General features: G+C 66.4%; 20 protein-coding genes and 1 riboswitch. Of the genes, 9 read left to right on the top strand and 11 right to left on the bottom strand.

The features are described from left to right. Window position 1 precedes the first annotated feature (1 nt). The 3 genes from ROP_RS21570 (at window position 2) to ROP_RS21560 (ending at window position 1,502) form a co-directional block, all read left to right on the top strand. Entirely contained in the window at window positions 2-316 is a 315-nt protein-coding gene (locus ROP_RS21570; protein ID WP_012691525.1) for an antibiotic biosynthesis monooxygenase family protein, read from the top strand. A gap of 50 nt (window positions 317-366) precedes the next feature. After that, a riboswitch (cobalamin riboswitch) is annotated at window positions 367-500 on the top strand. Window positions 501-522: 22 nt separating this feature from the next. After that, window positions 523-717 (top strand): CbtB domain-containing protein, encoded by a 195-nt coding sequence (locus ROP_RS21565; protein ID WP_005244930.1) that lies wholly within the window; start codon window positions 523-525, stop codon window positions 715-717. After that, window positions 708-1,502 carry a CbtA family protein gene (locus ROP_RS21560; RefSeq protein WP_012691524.1) on the top strand — a complete coding sequence of 265 codons (795 nt, stop codon included), beginning with the start codon at window positions 708-710 and terminating at the stop codon, window positions 1,500-1,502. Before ROP_RS21565 ends, ROP_RS21560 begins: the two co-directional genes overlap by 10 nt. A gap of 10 nt (window positions 1,503-1,512) precedes the next feature. Here ROP_RS21560 and ROP_RS21555 read toward each other — a convergent pair whose 3' ends face one another. Together ROP_RS21555 and ROP_RS21550 are read right to left on the bottom strand one after the other, a co-directional pair. After that, window positions 1,513-2,454, bottom strand: a complete 942-nt coding sequence (locus ROP_RS21555) for a DUF5996 family protein (protein ID WP_012691523.1) — start codon at window positions 2,452-2,454, stop codon at window positions 1,513-1,515. Between the two features lie 122 nt (window positions 2,455-2,576). Further along, window positions 2,577-3,251, bottom strand: coding sequence for a DsbA family oxidoreductase (locus tag ROP_RS21550; protein ID WP_043825109.1), 675 nt, complete (start codon window positions 3,249-3,251; stop codon window positions 2,577-2,579). A gap of 255 nt (window positions 3,252-3,506) precedes the next feature. Here ROP_RS21550 and ROP_RS21545 point away from each other — a divergent pair, with 255 nt between their 5' ends. The 5 genes from ROP_RS21545 to ROP_RS21525 are packed head-to-tail and all read left to right on the top strand — an operon-like array spanning window position 3,507 to window position 5,466. Next, entirely contained in the window at window positions 3,507-3,701 is a 195-nt protein-coding gene (locus ROP_RS21545) for a CbtB domain-containing protein (protein WP_012691521.1), read from the top strand. 22 nt (window positions 3,702-3,723) lie between these two features. Then, window positions 3,724-4,152, top strand: coding sequence for an SH3-like domain-containing protein (locus tag ROP_RS45110; protein ID WP_012691520.1), 429 nt, complete (start codon window positions 3,724-3,726; stop codon window positions 4,150-4,152). Beyond that, complete coding sequence (locus ROP_RS45105; RefSeq protein WP_012691519.1) at window positions 4,149-4,448, top strand: SH3-like domain-containing protein; 300 nt, start codon at window positions 4,149-4,151, stop codon at window positions 4,446-4,448. The genes ROP_RS45110 and ROP_RS45105 overlap by 4 nt, the downstream gene beginning before the upstream one ends. Beyond that, window positions 4,445-5,134: a thiocyanate hydrolase subunit gamma gene (gene scnC / locus ROP_RS21530; RefSeq protein ID WP_012691518.1), complete on the top strand. Its 690-nt coding sequence runs from the start codon at window positions 4,445-4,447 to the stop codon at window positions 5,132-5,134. The genes ROP_RS45105 and scnC overlap by 4 nt, the downstream gene beginning before the upstream one ends. Next, window positions 5,131-5,466, top strand: a complete 336-nt coding sequence (locus ROP_RS21525; RefSeq protein WP_012691517.1) for an SH3-like domain-containing protein — start codon at window positions 5,131-5,133, stop codon at window positions 5,464-5,466. Before scnC ends, ROP_RS21525 begins: the two co-directional genes overlap by 4 nt. Window positions 5,467-5,473: 7 nt before the next feature. Here ROP_RS21525 and ROP_RS21520 read toward each other — a convergent pair whose 3' ends face one another. Continuing rightward, window positions 5,474-5,911, bottom strand: a complete 438-nt coding sequence (locus ROP_RS21520; RefSeq protein WP_005244949.1) for an OsmC family protein — start codon at window positions 5,909-5,911, stop codon at window positions 5,474-5,476. 39 nt (window positions 5,912-5,950) lie between these two features. Beyond that, on the bottom strand, window positions 5,951-6,901 hold the full coding sequence (locus ROP_RS21515; protein ID WP_012691516.1) for a helix-turn-helix transcriptional regulator: 951 nt from the start codon (window positions 6,899-6,901) through the stop codon (window positions 5,951-5,953). Window positions 6,902-6,962: 61 nt separating this feature from the next. On the opposite strand from ROP_RS21515, the gene ROP_RS21510 reads away from it, so the two are divergent. After that, complete coding sequence (locus tag ROP_RS21510; protein ID WP_012691515.1) at window positions 6,963-7,544, top strand: TIGR03086 family metal-binding protein; 582 nt, start codon at window positions 6,963-6,965, stop codon at window positions 7,542-7,544. A gap of 67 nt (window positions 7,545-7,611) precedes the next feature. Here ROP_RS21510 and ROP_RS21505 read toward each other — a convergent pair whose 3' ends face one another. From ROP_RS21505 to ROP_RS21475, 7 genes are all read right to left on the bottom strand, one after another. Then, window positions 7,612-10,149, bottom strand: a complete 2,538-nt coding sequence (locus ROP_RS21505; RefSeq protein ID WP_012691514.1) for an ATP-dependent Clp protease ATP-binding subunit — start codon at window positions 10,147-10,149, stop codon at window positions 7,612-7,614. A gap of 484 nt (window positions 10,150-10,633) precedes the next feature. After that, window positions 10,634-11,569: an esterase/lipase family protein gene (locus tag ROP_RS21500; RefSeq protein ID WP_012691513.1), complete on the bottom strand. Its 936-nt coding sequence runs from the start codon at window positions 11,567-11,569 to the stop codon at window positions 10,634-10,636. A gap of 99 nt (window positions 11,570-11,668) precedes the next feature. Further along, window positions 11,669-12,019, bottom strand: coding sequence for a histone-like nucleoid-structuring protein Lsr2 (locus ROP_RS21495; protein WP_012691512.1), 351 nt, complete (start codon window positions 12,017-12,019; stop codon window positions 11,669-11,671). A gap of 139 nt (window positions 12,020-12,158) precedes the next feature. Continuing rightward, entirely contained in the window at window positions 12,159-13,670 is a 1,512-nt protein-coding gene (lysS, locus tag ROP_RS21490) for a lysine--tRNA ligase (RefSeq protein WP_012691511.1), read from the bottom strand. A gap of 45 nt (window positions 13,671-13,715) precedes the next feature. Next, window positions 13,716-14,138, bottom strand: a complete 423-nt coding sequence (locus tag ROP_RS21485; protein ID WP_012691510.1) for a rhodanese-like domain-containing protein — start codon at window positions 14,136-14,138, stop codon at window positions 13,716-13,718. Then, window positions 14,135-14,668 carry a cysteine dioxygenase gene (locus tag ROP_RS21480; RefSeq protein ID WP_012691509.1) on the bottom strand — a complete coding sequence of 178 codons (534 nt, stop codon included), beginning with the start codon at window positions 14,666-14,668 and terminating at the stop codon, window positions 14,135-14,137. Before ROP_RS21480 ends, ROP_RS21485 begins: the two co-directional genes overlap by 4 nt. A 122-nt stretch (window positions 14,669-14,790) precedes the next feature. Next, window positions 14,791-15,606: a type III pantothenate kinase gene (locus ROP_RS21475; protein ID WP_012691508.1), complete on the bottom strand. Its 816-nt coding sequence runs from the start codon at window positions 15,604-15,606 to the stop codon at window positions 14,791-14,793. Window positions 15,607-15,609: the final 3 nt, after the last annotated feature.

The raw sequence follows: 15,609 nt of genomic DNA, 5'->3' as shown, positions 1-15,609 counted from the left end.
CATGGCAGTGGTGAAGATCAACGCAATCGAAATCCCCGAGGGTGCGGGCCCCGAACTCGAGAAGCGCTTCGCGGCGCGCGCGCACGCCGTGGAGAACTCTCCCGGCTTCCTCGGTTTCCAGCTCCTGCGTCCGGTGCAGGGCGAGAACCGCTACTTCGTCGTCACGCAGTGGGAGAGCGAAGAGGCCTTCGCGGCGTGGCGCGACGGTCCGGCCCGGGAGGCCCATGCGGGCGAGCGGAAGAAGCCGGTGGCGTCCGGGGCCTCGCTGCTGGAGTTCGAGGTCGTGCTCGACGTCGCGGCGGCGAACAAGAGCTGAGCGCGGGGCCGGGCGGAAGGATTGACACGACGGCCCGCCGGGTGCAAAAGTTCGCAGGACAATGCGATGGTTCGGCAGGAATCCGGTGCAATCCCGGAGCGGTCGCGCCACTGTAAATCGGAGTAGTCCTTCACGGGAACCACCTCGACAGCCAGATACTGCGGCCATCGCCTGGACCTAGGGGACGCGAAATCCCAGGAGGAACTGTGGCACTCGCCTACGCACCCGGCTCGTCGGTCGACACGACCCGTCTCGCCGTCATCTCTTTCGCGATCGTTCTGTTCGCGATGCTCGCTCTCTACCTCGTGGGATTCGACCAGGGCGCGATCTCGCGCAGTGGCATGTACATGCATGAATTGATGCACGACGGCCGCCACCTCCTGGGTCTGCCATGCCACTGACCGATTCCTTCACGAAACTCCTGATCCGCGGTCTGCTGGCCGGCCTGATCGCAGGCATCCTGGCCGGTGGCGTCGCGTTCGTTCTCGGTGAGTCGCACATCGACGCGGCCATCGCGATCGAGGAGTCGCACAGCGCCGCCGAACCCGAAGGCCACTCGCATGACGCCGCGCAGGCGGACGAGCCTGCCGGGCACTCGCACGACGAGGAAGAGGCCCTGGTCAGCCGCGACGGGCAGCGCTTCGGACTGTTCCTCGCCACGTCCCTCGCGGGGCTGGCACTGGGAGCGATCTTCGCCGTCGTCGCGAATTACGCACGTCGGGTGACGACGCTGTCGGGGCCGTTGCTCGGTCTGACCCTGGCCGCGTTCGGCTGGCTGGCAATCGAGGCGGTGCCGTTCTTCAAGTACCCGGCCAACCCGCCCGCTGTCGGAGACCCCGAGACGATCAACCAGCGCACCTGGCTGTGGCTTGCCGCGGTCGCGCTGGGCCTGCTCGCCGTGGTCGCGTCCGTCTTCGCGGCGAAGGCCGTGGCCGCACAGGAGTTCCTGTCGGTGCGGATCGCCGCGCCGGTTGCCGTGTTCCTCGTGGTGACGACCGTCGGATACCTCGTGCTGCCCACCATCAACGAAGTGGGCGACGACTTCCCCGCAGTGCTGCTGTGGCAGTTCCGACTGTCGTCGCTCGCGACGCAGGCCACGCTGTGGCTGGTTCTCGGACTCGTGTTCGCGTTCCTCACCGAGCGTGCCACCCGGGCCACGGCGCCCGCGGCGGCGAACGCAGCCTGACCTGCACGGGTCAGCGGGACTTGTCCCAACGGGCCGGGTCCGCCTCCAGGGCGGCCCGGTCCCAGCCACCACGCTCGGCGGCCGCGTCGTACGTGCTGTGCAGAAACCTCAGCAGAGCCGCGTCGGGATCCTCCGCGGTGCGGACGGCCTCGTACGGCAGCAGGAATTGCCGGAACTCCGCGCTGTAGAACGCTCCGTCCGGCCCGATCGGGTAGTCGGCGAAACCGTCCGGCTCCGGGTAGGCGTACGCGTAGAACGCACCTTCGACGCCCCCGCCGGGCCAGAATCCGCAGCTGCTCAGCTCGTGTGAGTAGCCCTCGACCATCACCCAGTCTCCGCAGTTCGGTGCTCCCCCGGGGTGAGTCGGCGCGCTTCGACCGGAGAACCGGGTGCAGGCCAGGTCGAGCGCACCCCAGAAGAAGTGCACGGGACTGACCTTCCCGATGAAATGGGCACGGAACTCGTGCAGCACACGGTCCGCCTGCACCAACTGCCGCCAGAACCGGTGCACCGACTCACTGTCGTACGAGCAGTGCTGCGTGTCCTCCGCGAACGGCACAGCCGTCTCCACCTCGTTGGGCCTGGCCAGGATGGTCGTCGTCACACCCAGCTCGGCGAGCGTGTCCATCGTCTCCGCATAGAAATCGGCCACCGACTTCGGTTCGAGGGCCACCGTCCCGGTGCCGCCCGTGCTCGTGCGTATCACCAGCCGATGGTCGACGAAGTTGAATTCGATGTCGAAGCAGTCGGTGCCGTACGGGACGGTCGACGTGGTGAGACCGCGGGGACTCACGTACAGCGGCACCTGCCACCAGTGGTTGATCAACGGTGCGTGGGCCAGCCGGATCTTCCCGACGATCTGCGTCCACATGTGCAGGGTGTCCCTCGTCGACGTCCACTCGTCCACCTTCAACGCAGGCCATGCATCTCCGGATCGTGTCTGCTCGCGCACAGTGCCTCCCTGCCGACGACGTGCCTGTCAATCTGCCCGCCGTCGGGGGTGTTGGCAAGAGGCCGGATCACGCGCCTCGTCGCGGTGGTCTCCGCGCTGCATGGTCCGGCCCCAGCGAACCGCTACGTCGCGCGTACCTGGTCGTCCGCGCTCGCCTGCGCCAAGAGCTGCAGGAACACGTCTTTCGGCTGCGCACCGGACACGGCGATCCGGCGGTTGGCGACGAAGAACGGCACCGCCGACACCTGCAACGCACGAGCGGCGTCGAGGTCGGCGCGGACCGCGTCCGCACCGGCGCCGGACTCGAGTTCGGCGCGGACGGTGTCGGCGTCGAGCCCGGCCCGCGCCGCGATGTCGACGAGCACCGCGCGGTCGTCGATCACGGCGCCCTCGGCGAAGTGAGCGCGGAACAGCGCCTCCACCACGGCATCTCGGTTATCGCTCGCGATGTGGATCAGCCGGTGCGCGTCGAAGGTGTTGGCGGCGATCACCGTGCCGAAGTCGAGACGCAGGCCCTCCTCGGCCGCCGTCTGCGCAACGTGGCCGAACATCTGCCGCACCTGTTCCGGTGCCATTCCCTTACTCTCCACGAGGGCGTCGAGTTCGCTGCGCCGCTGCCCTGCCGGGGTGTCCGGCGACAACTGGTACGACCGCCACACCACGGTGACCCGGTCGCGCCCCTCGAACTCGGCGAGGGCCGACAGGAAGCGGTGCTTGCCGATGTAGCACCAGGGGCAGGCCACATCGGACCAGATCTCGATCTCGATGTCGCCGTCGGCGTTCTGCTGTGTCGTCACAGACCAGTGGAACAGATCGACGCCGGATTGTGTTCCGACCGGGTTCCGCGCGGGAGATTGTCTTGGTTCGCCGTGGTGCATTTACGCCCGCCGAATTCGACCGAACGGTACGGTGAGGGTGTCGACACGGCGGGAGTAACGTCGTATCGATCGTGCCGCTGAACAAGGGGCGCTCGTCGCGATGCCCGGACGGTCGCGACGCCCGGACAGTCGACGGCCGATGGTTGCGGAACCCGAACTCCTCCAGGAGTAGCCATGGTTTACGTCTCTTCACCGAGCAAGTCCGTCGAGTCACTCGCAGTCGTGCTGATCGCCGTCGGAGTCGTCCTGCTCGCACTTCTCACCCTCTACCTGGTCGGCTTCGACCAGGGCGCGATCTCCCGGAGCGGCATGTACCTGCACGAATTGATGCACGACGGTCGCCATCTCCTGGGAGTTCCCTGTCACTAGTTCCATCCCTACGGAGCACGCGATGAACTCTCCAGCAGAATTCGAAGCACAGGCGAACCGGGTCGCCGGGTACGGCCCTCTCCATCACGAAGAGATGGATTCGCCGTACTACCTGTCCAATTCCGCGTTCGACGCGTTGCGGCACGTCCTGCACGACGTCGGCGGACAGCCCGCCCTCCCGGTCGCGTACGAGGAAAAGGTCGAAGAGGACTGGGAGATGAGCACGTACGTCACGTGCGAATGCCTCGGCTGGCGGGGAGTGTGGAATTCGGAGGAGCGCCGCCGCGCCGAGAACGACCTGGGTGCCACGCTCTACTTCGGATTGCCGTACTACGCGCGGTGGATCACGGTGGCCGCCAAGACACTCATCAACAAGGGCCTGATCACGCCGGACGAACTCTCCGCCAAGATCGACGAAGTGCGGGCCCGGACGGCGGGAGGCCGGTCATGACGAAATTCGAGATCGGCGACCGCGTCACCGTCAAGAACGCGACGTCGATGTTCCACACCCGCACGCAGGCGTTCATCCGCGGGCACACCGGCGTCGTCGTCGAACACCGCCCGGAGTGGGTGATCCCCGAGGACGAGGCGTGGGGACGCGTGGACGACGGCCGGACCGAGCCGTTCTACGTCGTCCGCTTCCAGCAGACCGACCTCTGGCCCCGCTACACCGGATTCGAGATCGACACCTTGGAAACCGAGTGCTCCGAGCGCTGGCTCGAGCCGGCAGGAGAGGCCGACACATGACGCATTCGCACGACGATCACGCCCCGATTCAGGCCTCGGAGGAGGTCAGCGAATTCGAGATCCTGGAAACCGCCATCCGGGAACTGTCCATCGACAAGGGCCTGTTCTCCCGCGAGGATCACCGGCGCTTCTCGGAGTGGGCCGAATCGGTAGGGCCGTCGGGTGGTTCGCGATTGGTCGCGAAGGCGTGGGTGGATCCGGAATTCAAGAAGCGCCTGCTGGCCGACGGCACCGAGACCTGCAAGGAGGTGGGGATCGACTGGCGCGATCCCACCGGGTCGGGCACACCGAGCGACTACACGTACTTCTATGTGCTCGAGAACACCCCGAAAGTGCACAACGTGATCGTGTGCACGTTGTGTTCGTGCTATCCGCGGCCCGTTCTCGGGATGTCCCCGGACTGGTACCGCACCCCCAACTATCGTCGTCGGCTGGTGCGCTGGCCTCGCGAGGTGATCGCGGAGTTCGGCCTGCACTTCCCGTCGGACGTCGAAGTGCGCGTGCATGATTCGAATCAGAAATCGCGATTCATGGTGATGCCGATGCGCCCCGAGGGCACCGAGGGGTGGAGCGAGGAACAGCTGGCGGCGATCGTCACCCGCGACACCATGATCGGCGTCGCCGTCCCGCAGGTCGACTGGACGGCGACCACACCACCCTCGGCGAACGGAGGAGCCGCACGATGATGGCGGACAAGGGCTACGACGTCATCCTGAACACGTTGACGCCGGAAACAACTCGCGACGACGTGACGCTCCCCGATCTCGACCGCAAGCCCGACCCGTGGGAGTCGAGCATGCAGGCCACCGCGGAATGCCTGTCCTGGCGTGGCGCCTGGGACAATCTCGACAGGCGCCACACCGAGGACCAGCTGGGCGAAACGATCTACCGTGACTTCCCCGTCCGCTCCCGGTCCGTCGTCGCCACCGCGCATGCGCTGATGGACAAGGGCGTCATCAGCCCGGACGAACTGCAGGCGAAGATGGAGGAAGTGCGCGCACGGTTCAACCGTCGCTAGCCGGCACTCAGGATTCGAGTGCCGCGTCCAACGTGATCTCGACACCGGTGAGCGCCTTGCTCACCGGGCACGACTCCTTCGCGGCCTGAGCGGCCTTGGCGAAGCCGTCGGCGTCGAGCCCGTCCACCTCACCGCGGACCGTCAGCTTGATGCCGGTGAGCTTGAAACCCGGGTTGTCCGGCCCGAGTGAGACGTCAGCCTTCACCTCGAGGCTCTGCGGGGTTCCGCCTGCCTCCGCGATGAGTGCGGACAGCTGCATCGCGTAGCAGGACGAATGCGCCGCCGCGATCAGTTCCTCCGGGCTGGTGGTTCCACCCGCCTCCTCCGCCGCGCGTTTCGGGAACGAGACGTCGAAGGTCGCGACACCGGAACTGGTGAGTTCCACCTGGCCGCTTCCCTGTTCGAGTGATCCGTTCCAAGCGGTCCGTGCGGTACGTGTCGGCATGCCACATCCTCTCGTGGTTTTTCGGTTTACGTGTCGAACCTACTCGTACCCGGCGCACATGCGCAGCGCCCGGGAACGCAGGGCCGCCCGCAGATCGTCCGGCGCCAGTACTTCCGCGTCCTCGCCGAGCGACCACAGCACACCGCTCGCATGGGAGTCGTCGCCGAACACCAGCTCGAGGCGCACCCGGTCGCCGTCGACCGACTGCTCGGACCGGACGGCGTAGGCACGCGCCGCCAGAACGTCGCGGCGCTCCCGCCGGACGAGCACATCGACGACCACCGGTGTTCCCCGTGCCCGGAACTCCGAACGCCGACGCTCCCAGATCGCGGCGAGGTCGATGTCGGCCGGTCGCTGCGCCGGTTCGTCGAGTTCGCGGACGTCCTCGATCCGCTCGAGCCGGTACGTCCGGTCGCGGCCGGCGTCCGTCGCCACCAGATACCACCGTCCCGCCGCGTGGATGAGGCCCTGCGGGTCGATGACACGCCATGCCGGTTCGTTGCCCCGCGACGGATAGAGGATGCTGAGGCGTCTGCCCACGAACACCGCCTGCTGGATCAGCCCGAGGTGGCCGTCGGCCGGTTCCGGATCGGTCAGCCACGACCCCTGGGTGACGAACACCCGCTCCGCCACCTTCGTCGCCGCAGCCCGGTGCGCGTCCGGCATCGCCGCCACCACCTTGCGCATCGCCGACGCGAATGCCGGCGCCATTCCCAGCGATTCCGACGTCACGGCGGCGCCGGCGGCAAGCAGCGCCTTCGCCTCTTCGACCGTCAGGCCCGTGAGGTCGGTGGTGAATCCCGGGAGCAGTTCGAATCCGCCGTCCCGGCCGCGTTCGGCGTAGACCGGGATTCCCGCCGTCGACAATGCGTCGATGTCCCGCAGCACCGTGCGGGGCGATACCTCGAGTTCGCGGGCCAGCGCCGAAGCGGACATGCGCCCGCGGTTGCGGAGCAGGAGGACGAGCGAGAGCAGGCGGTCGGCGCGCATGCGGAAATCTTCGCAGAAATACATGACATGAGGTGTCATGTTTTACGGCGAGAGTTGTCTCATGACAAACACGACAGATCCCCGGCCCCTGTACCGCGAAGCCCTCGGCTGGACCACCCGTCTCATCGACAACGTCCGCCAGGACCAGTTGACGGCATCTACCCCCTGCGCCGACTTCGACGTCCGCACCATGCTCGGCCACCTGGTCGCGACCGTGGAACGCGCCCGAGTGATCGGGGAGGGCGGCGACCCGCGCACCGTTCCGCTCGTCGTCACCGGCATCCCCGACGACAGCTACGCGGCCGCCTACCGGTCGGCGGCCGACCGCATGTGGCCCGTCTGGACCGACGACGGCCGACTCGACGCGACGGTGACCGCGCCGTGGGGCACCGTGCCCGGCCGAGCCGCGATCTGGGGATACATCAACGAGACGCTGGTGCACGGCTGGGATCTCGCGGTCGCCACCGGCCAGCCCTCCGAAACCCGGCCCGAACTCGCCGAGGCCATGCTCGCCGTCGCACAGCGCGCGATCCCGGCGGAACCACGCGGTGGGCACGTGCCGTTCGCGGACGTCGTCGACCCACTCCCCACCGCGGGCCCCACCGAACGTCTCGCCAACTGGTCGGGACGCAAGAGCGCCTGACCCCGCACACACGAACGGGCCGCCGGTGGAAAACCACCGGCGGCCCGTTCGTTCGCCTACTGCGCGACTACTCCGAGTCGGCTGCGCCCGACTTCGCCAAGTCGACCGGAACCTCGTCGGGAACCGTGACCGGCTTCGCCTCGCCGCGGAACGTGAACTTCGCGTCCTCGCCCGCGCCTTCACCGTCCCAGTTGTCGACGTCGACGTACACGATCTGACCGGGTCCGACCTCGCCGAAGAGGATCTTCTCCGACAGCTGATCCTCGATCTCGCGCTGGATGGTGCGACGCAGCGGCCGTGCACCCAGGACCGGATCGAAGCCACGCTTGGCCAGCAGCGCCTTGGCCTTCTCGCTGACCTCCATCGTCATGTCCTTGTTCTTCAAGGCCACCTCGACGCGCGCGACCATCAGGTCCACCATCTGAACGATCTGCTCGGTGGTGAGCTGGTGGAACACGACGATGTCGTCGATGCGGTTGAGGAACTCGGGACGGAAGTGCTTCTTCAGCTCGTCGTGCACCTTGAGCTTCATCCGCTCGTAGTTCGACTCGTCGCCCTTGCCGGACGTGAAGCCGAGACCCACGGCCTTGGAGATGTCCGACGTGCCGAGGTTCGAGGTGAAGATGAGCACCGTGTTCTTGAAGTCCACGGTCCGGCCCTGACCGTCGGTGAGACGGCCGTCCTCGAGCACCTGCAGGAGCGTGTTGTAGATCTCCTGGTGTGCCTTCTCGATCTCGTCGAACAGCACCACGCTGAACGGCTTGCGGCGCACCTTCTCGGTGAGCTGGCCGCCCTCTTCGTAGCCGACGTAGCCGGGAGGGGCACCGAACAGCCGCGACGCCGTGAAGCGGTCGTGGAACTCGCCCATGTCGATCTGGATGAGGGCGTCGTCCTCGCCGAACAAGAAGTTGGCGAGCGACTTGGCCAGCTCGGTCTTACCGACACCGGACGGGCCGGCGAAGATGAACGAACCGGACGGACGCTTCGGGTCCTTCAGGCCGGCGCGGGTACGACGGATGGCCTTGGCGACAGCCTTGACCGCGTCTTCCTGACCGATGATCCGCTTGTGCAGCTCCTCCTCCATGCGGAGCAGACGGGTGGTCTCCTCCTCGGTGAGCTTGAACACGGGGATACCGGTCCAGTTACCCAGGACCTCGGCGATCTGCTCGTCGTCGACCTCGGCGATGACGTCCAGGTCACCGGAACGCCACTGCTTCTCCCGCTCCGCGCGCTGAGCGACGAGGGTCTTCTCCTTGTCGCGCAGGTTCGCGGCCTTCTCGAAGTCCTGCGCGTCGATCGCGGACTCCTTCTCGCGGCGGGCGTCCGCGATCTTGTCGTCGAACTCGCGGAGGTCCGGCGGCGCGGTCATCCGGCGGATGCGCATCCGTGCTCCGGCCTCGTCGATGAGGTCGATGGCCTTGTCCGGCAGGAAGCGGTCGTTGATGTAGCGGTCGGCCAGGGTGGCCGCGGCGACGAGTGCACCGTCCGTGATGGACACGCGGTGGTGCGCCTCGTAACGGTCGCGCAGACCCTTGAGGATCTCGATGGTGTGCTCCACCGTCGGCTCGCCGACCTGCACCGGCTGGAAGCGGCGCTCGAGCGCGGCGTCCTTCTCGATGTACTTGCGGTATTCGTCGAGGGTGGTCGCACCGATGGTCTGCAGCTCACCGCGGGCGAGCTTCGGCTTGAGGATCGAGGCCGCATCGATGGCGCCCTCGGCCGCGCCGGCACCCACCAGGGTGTGCAGCTCGTCGATGAACAGGATGATGTCGCCGCGGGTGTTGATCTCCTTGAGGACCTTCTTCAGGCGCTCTTCGAAGTCACCGCGGTAACGGCTGCCTGCCACGAGCGACCCGAGGTCGAGCGTGTACAGCTGCTTGTCCTTGAGCGTCTCGGGGACCTCGCCGTTGACGATGGCCTGAGCGAGACCTTCGACGACGGCGGTCTTACCGACACCCGGCTCACCGATCAGCACGGGGTTGTTCTTGGTACGGCGCGACAGGACCTGCATGACGCGCTCGATTTCCTTCGAGCGGCCGATGACGGGGTCGAGCTTGCCTTCGAGGGCCGCCTGGGTGAGGTTGCGACCGAACTGGTCGAGCACCAGCGACGTGGACGGGGTGCCCGCCTCGCCACGAGTGCCGCCGGACTCGGCAGGCTCCTTGCCCTGGTAACCGGAAAGCAGCTGGATGACCTGCTGACGGACCCGGTTGAGGTCGGCACCGAGCTTCACCAGAACCTGCGCTGCGACGCCTTCACCCTCGCGGATGAGGCCGAGCAGGATGTGCTCCGTACCGATGTAGTTGTGTCCGAGCTGCAGTGCCTCGCGCAGGCTGAGCTCCAGGACTTTCTTGGCACGCGGGGTGAAGGGGATGTGGCCGGACGGGGCCTGCTGGCCCTGGCCGATGATCTCCTCGACCTGGCTGCGCACTCCTTCGAGGGAGATGCCCAACGACTCCAGCGACTTGGCAGCGACACCTTCGCCCTCGTGAATGAGGCCGAGCAGGATGTGCTCCGTACCGATGTAGTTGTGGTTGAGCATCCTGGCTTCTTCTTGAGCCAGGACAACAACGCGCCGTGCGCGATCGGTGAACCTCTCGAACATCGCTCTCCCTCACACTTTCCGACGTGCAGTCACGAGACCGGGTGTCTCGTCCCTGTTCGCCGCGTTTCGCTCCGGCACTACAAGCAGATCGCCAGCGCCTGCTCCGAGGGCAGAAGCCCCGAACCGACGAAGGTTCCACGACCCCATCTATTACTGTAGTTGGCTGCCGATCGACCTGCTGCCCCTCCACCCCTTTAGGTGGGCGGGCACGCCTGCTTATTCGTATTTAACGCCCCAGGTCCGGCAATCGTTTCCCCTTCCCTGTACGCCTGGAGCGAACAGGTCCGGCGGTGCCCATCCGGGCACCCGGTCGATAGAGGCCGGCGGCCCGCCCCCGAAGGGGCGAGACCTGCGTATCCGGACAGGGTATGTCGACGAGCTGTGAGTTCGCCACCCATTCGTTACCGCCGGCGACGGCGGAGTTACCCAGCGGGTTGCCCGGGCCTCGCCCGGTAACTGGCGGCGCGGCGGATCCCGCGGGGCGCTACCCCGCGACAGGAGCGACGAAACGGCACGGCACCTCGCGCGGATGGTCGGGATCCAGCGCGTTCAGCACGAAACCGGCTGCACGTGCCGAGCCGGCGACGGCGACGTGGTCGGAATAGTCCTGCTCGCACCCGTCCTGGACGACGATGTTGGTGGTGTCCGGCCCCGGCTCGAGGCCGCTCGTGTACGGGACGACCAGTTCGTCGTAGCGGGTGACGATGTTCGTGTACGCGATCCCGGGCACGTAGACCCCGCCCGCGCGCATGCGGTCGATGAACTTCGAACCCTGCAGCATCTCGGGGCACGCCCGGCAGACGGGGAAACCTGCCGCCACCGCGTCATCGACGCCGAGCGAGCGCAGGAACCGGCCGACACTGACCTGGTCGTTTCCGTACGTGCCCTGCCACGGCGGGGCGAGCGACACGATCTTCGCGACCTTGTCCGCACCGCCGAAGAACTTCACGTAGTTGTTCGCCTGCACGGTGCCCTGGGAATGGCCCACCAGGTCGACTCTCGCGGCCCCCGTGCTCGCCAGCACCTGATCGACGAACGCGGCGATCCGAGCAGTGCCGGTGTCGATGGGCGTCATTCCGCCGATCGCATCGAGCGGCCAGGGCAGGTCGGGGAAGTTGCCGTAGGTGAGCGAGAAGACGCAGTAGCCCTCGTTGGCGAGCAGCGGTGCATACACCGCCCAGTTGGTCTGGCGCGAGCCTCCCGTCCCGTGGACGAGGACGACCGGTTCGGGGTGCGCGTCGCTCGGCAGGCAGGACCAGTCGTTCGACCCCGGGGCCGAACCGCCCGGATTTCCCAATTCGAGGGGCACTCCGGCGAGGAACGAATCCGGCACCGGATAGACAGGCGCCGCGGTCGCCACCCCGGCCCACATCACGAATGCCAGGAACAGAATCCCTGAAACGGACACGCAGCGGCGCACAGCTACCCCCCGGACTCCCCGAATATCGGATCAGTGCGGGACGGTAACAGTCCGGGTCACCTCGCGGAGCGAATCAGCAAATTCTGTTCCCAGCCACTTTCAGTTCGCCTTGTTGTAGGCCTCGATAATTTCCGCCGAGATACGTCCGCGCGCAGAAACCTTTTTGTTGTTCTTGCGCGCCCATTCCCGGATAGCGGCGCTCTGTTCCCGATCGACCGCAACCCGGGACTTGGTGACGGCCGGAGCCGCCACTGCTTTGCCGCGCTTGCGCGAGCTCACCTTGCGCGCGTGGGAAACCCACACGTCGAGCTGATCGCGCAATTTCGCCGCATTCTCCGAGGAAAGGTCGATCTCGTACTGAACACCGTCGAGTCCGAACTCGACCGTCTCGTCGGCAGACGCCTCTTGATCGACATCGTCGATCAGGGTGACAGTGACCTTCTTAGCCATGGGATGAAATTCCTCTCGAATGAAGCGACGTCTCATCGTCAACGTGAGCTACGACCCGGAGGTAACCATACCCCTGTTCTTCCGATTCGGAATACGAGGAATGGATCGAATTTATCGGCGCGAATTCACCCCGGGCGAATCAGCGAGAAGAAGGCCGAACAATGGGAAAGAGGATTGTTTCGCGGATTCCCAACCCCGTCAATGCCATGAGCAGACGGTCGATTCCCATTCCGGTACCGGTGGTCGGCGGCATTCCCTGCTCCATTGCGGCGAGGAATTCTTCGTCGAGGGCCATTGCCTCGTCGTCGCCGGCCGACGCGAGGCGCGCCTGATCGACGAACCGCTCACGCTGGATCACCGGATCGACCAATTCCGAATAGCCCGTAGCCAACTCGAATCCACGGATGTAGAGGTCCCACTTCTCGGTCACCCCGGCCTTGCTGCGGTGGTCACGAGTCAGCGGCGACGTCTCGACCGGGAAATCACGGACGAAAGTCGGTTCGAACAACTGGTCGCCGCACTGGTGCTCCCACAGTTCCTCGACCAGCTTCCCGTGCCCGTAACCCTTGTCCTTCGGGACCTCGAGACCCACCTTCTCCGCGAGAGCCAGCAATTCCTCGACCGTGGTATCCGGAGTGACGTCGACACCGATCGCCTGCGACAGCGACGGATACATCTCGAGGGTCTTCCATTCACCGCTCAGGTCGTATTCGGTGCCGTCGGCAAGAGTGACGACCTGCGAACCGAAAGCGGCCTGCGCCACCTCCTGAACGAGTTCGCGGATCATGACGGCCGAATCGTCATATGTGCCGTAAGCCTCGTATGTCTCGAGCATCGCGAATTCCGGCGAGTGCGTCGAGTCGACGCCCTCGTTGCGGAAATTCCGGTTGATCTCGAAAACCTTCTCGATGCCGCCGACGACGCACCGCTTCAGGAACAGTTCGGGGGCGATTCGGAGATAGAGGTCGATGTCGAGCGCATTGGAATGCGTGATGAAGGGACGGGCCGCCGCGCCACCCGCCACCGTCTGCAGCATCGGCGTCTCGACCTCGAGGAACCCGCGACGCTCGAGCGCGTTCCGGAGTTCACGAACGACCGACACCCGCTTGCGCGCATTGTCCCGAGCCTCGGGGCGCACGATCAGATCGGCGTAACGCTGCCGAACACGAGACTCCTCGTTCATCTCCTTGTGCGCAACGGGCAGGGGCCGGAGCGACTTGGACGCGATCTGCCACGAATCGGCCATCACGCTCAGCTCACCGCGACGGGAGCTGATCACCTCACCGTGCACGAACACGAAGTCACCGAGGTCGACGTCGGCCTTCCACGATGCGAGCGCATCCTCACCGACTGCAGCGAGACTGATCATCGCCTGCAGCTGGGTGCCGTCGCCTTCCTGCAGCGTCGCGAAGCACAACTTGCCCGTGTTGCGCACGAAGATCACCCGGCCGACGATGCCGACCTGGTCACCCGTGGCAGTGTCGGGCTCGAGTTCCGGATACTTGGCGCGGATCTCCGCCAGCGAGTGGGTGCGCGCCACCGACACCGGGTACGCCTCGCGTCCCTCCGCGAGAATGCGCTCACGCTTCTCCTGGCGGATCCGAAGCTGCTCGGGGGTGTCGTCGACTGGCTGGGCTGCTACTTCACTCACGGGTCACCAGCCTAATCGACAGCCCCGCGTCCCCCTATTCAGAGGTCAGTGCGCCGAGACGGTGGCAAGCTCCCGTACGCAGTGCTGCGTCGCGATGAGAGAACCCAGCAGTCCCGCCGCTTTGATCGCCTTGTACCCGCCGACGAGGTCGGTCGCCTTGTGCAGGCCCAGCTCCTGCAGGGCCGCGGCGGCCAGGCTCGACGTGTAGCCCTCGGAGCAGACGATGATCCACTCGACGTCGTGATCCACCGCCAGCGCCAGGTGCGCCGAGCTGGTGGGATCGCAGCGCCACTCGAGGACGTTGCGCTCGATGGCGAGCGCGCCGGGCAGCGTCCCCTCGATCGCGCGCTGCGCCTGCGGGCGGATGTCCACGACGATCGCGCCGCGCGCCACTGCCTCGGGCAGCTCGAACGCGTACATCCGGTCGATCTTGGTGCGGGCCTCTTCGAGCATCTGGTCGATGTTCACTTCGAACCGCCCTCGGGGAGATCGGTGAGCTCGGTCCGGGTGCGGCGCAGCGTGCCGTGGTCCGTGACCTCGTAATAGGACATCGCCGACAACGGCGGTGAGTAGGCGTGCACACTCAGCGTCGGCGTCACCACCTCCGCCCCGGGTGCATCCGGCGCCCGCACCACGTCGTGGACCCACCCGAGGGGGAACGAGGCCTGATCGCCGGCGTCGAGGGTGCGGTGACGCAGTCGGTCACCCGCCCAACGGAACTCGGACAACGCGCCGCTGAGAACGGTGAGCGCGCCGAAAGATCCTGCGTGGTCGTGCAATTCGGTGTTCCGGTCGGGAACCCAGCTGATCAGCCAGACGTCGACGTCGTCGTCCGAGTAGAGCCGGGTCGACCAGCGCTCGTCGATGGGCCAGCTCTGCGGGAGCAGGACGTCGTGGCGGCCGTCGAGGACCTCGGAAGCACCCTGATCGGTGATGCGCAGCAGGTCGGCCGGGCGAAGACGGGTGGGTACGGATGCAGAAGAATACGTTGCGAGCACGAGAGAGACTCCCAGAAGTGTGAATTGGTCAAGGCAGCGTTCAGCCTCGACAACACTCCTGAGCACTCGTGCAGAGATTCACGGGGACCATTCTGACATAACTTCCGCGATGAGGGAACCCATCAGTCGAGCGGGCTGCGACGCGCTCCCCGGCGGGCCTGATTCCGCTCGTAGACCAGGCGCAGCCCTTCGAGCGTGAGATCCGGTTCGTGCTCGTCGACGGTTTCCGTCTCGGGCATGATCAGCGGCGCGCGATCGCCGGTCGCGATCACCACCACGTCGGAACCCGAGAAGGCGGGCAGTTCCCTGCGCACCCGGCGGACCAGCCCGTCGACGAGGCCGGCGAAACCGAACACCGCACCCGACTGCATGCATTCGACGGTGTTCTTGCCGACGACGGAGCGGGGCCGCACCAGCTCGACCTTGCGCAGCGCCGCCGACTGCGACGCGAGTGCGTCCGAGGAGATCTCCAGGCCGGGCGCGATGGCGCCGCCGAGGAACTCACCCTTCGCGGACACGACGTCGACGCACGTGGACGTCCCGAAGTCGACCACGATGCACGGCGCGTCGTAGAGGTGATGCGCCGCAAGACTGTTGACGATCCGGTCGGCGCCGACCTCCTTGGGGTTGTCGACGAGCAGCGGAACACCGGTTCGCACCCCGGGTTCCACCAGCACGTGCGGGACGTGCCCCCAGTACCGCGTCAGCATCACGCGGATCTCCCGCAGCACCGACGGCACCGTCGACAGCGCGGACACACCCGTAATCTGATCGGTGTGCGCGCCGAGGAGGCCGCGGAAGATGAGCGCCAGTTCGTCGGCCGTCATCCTCGCGTCGGTGCGCATCCGCCAGTCCTGCACCAACTTCGAATGCTCACCGGTGCCGGTGAACAGTCCGAGAACGATGTTCGTGTTCCGGACGTCGACGGTGAGGAGCACGGG

The organism is Rhodococcus opacus B4 (genome assembly GCF_000010805.1).
Lineage (GTDB): Bacteria > Actinomycetota > Actinomycetes > Mycobacteriales > Mycobacteriaceae > Rhodococcus_F > Rhodococcus_F opacus_C.
Note: the sequence above shows the minus strand (reverse complement) of the source record. Positions and strands in the feature narration are given on the sequence as shown.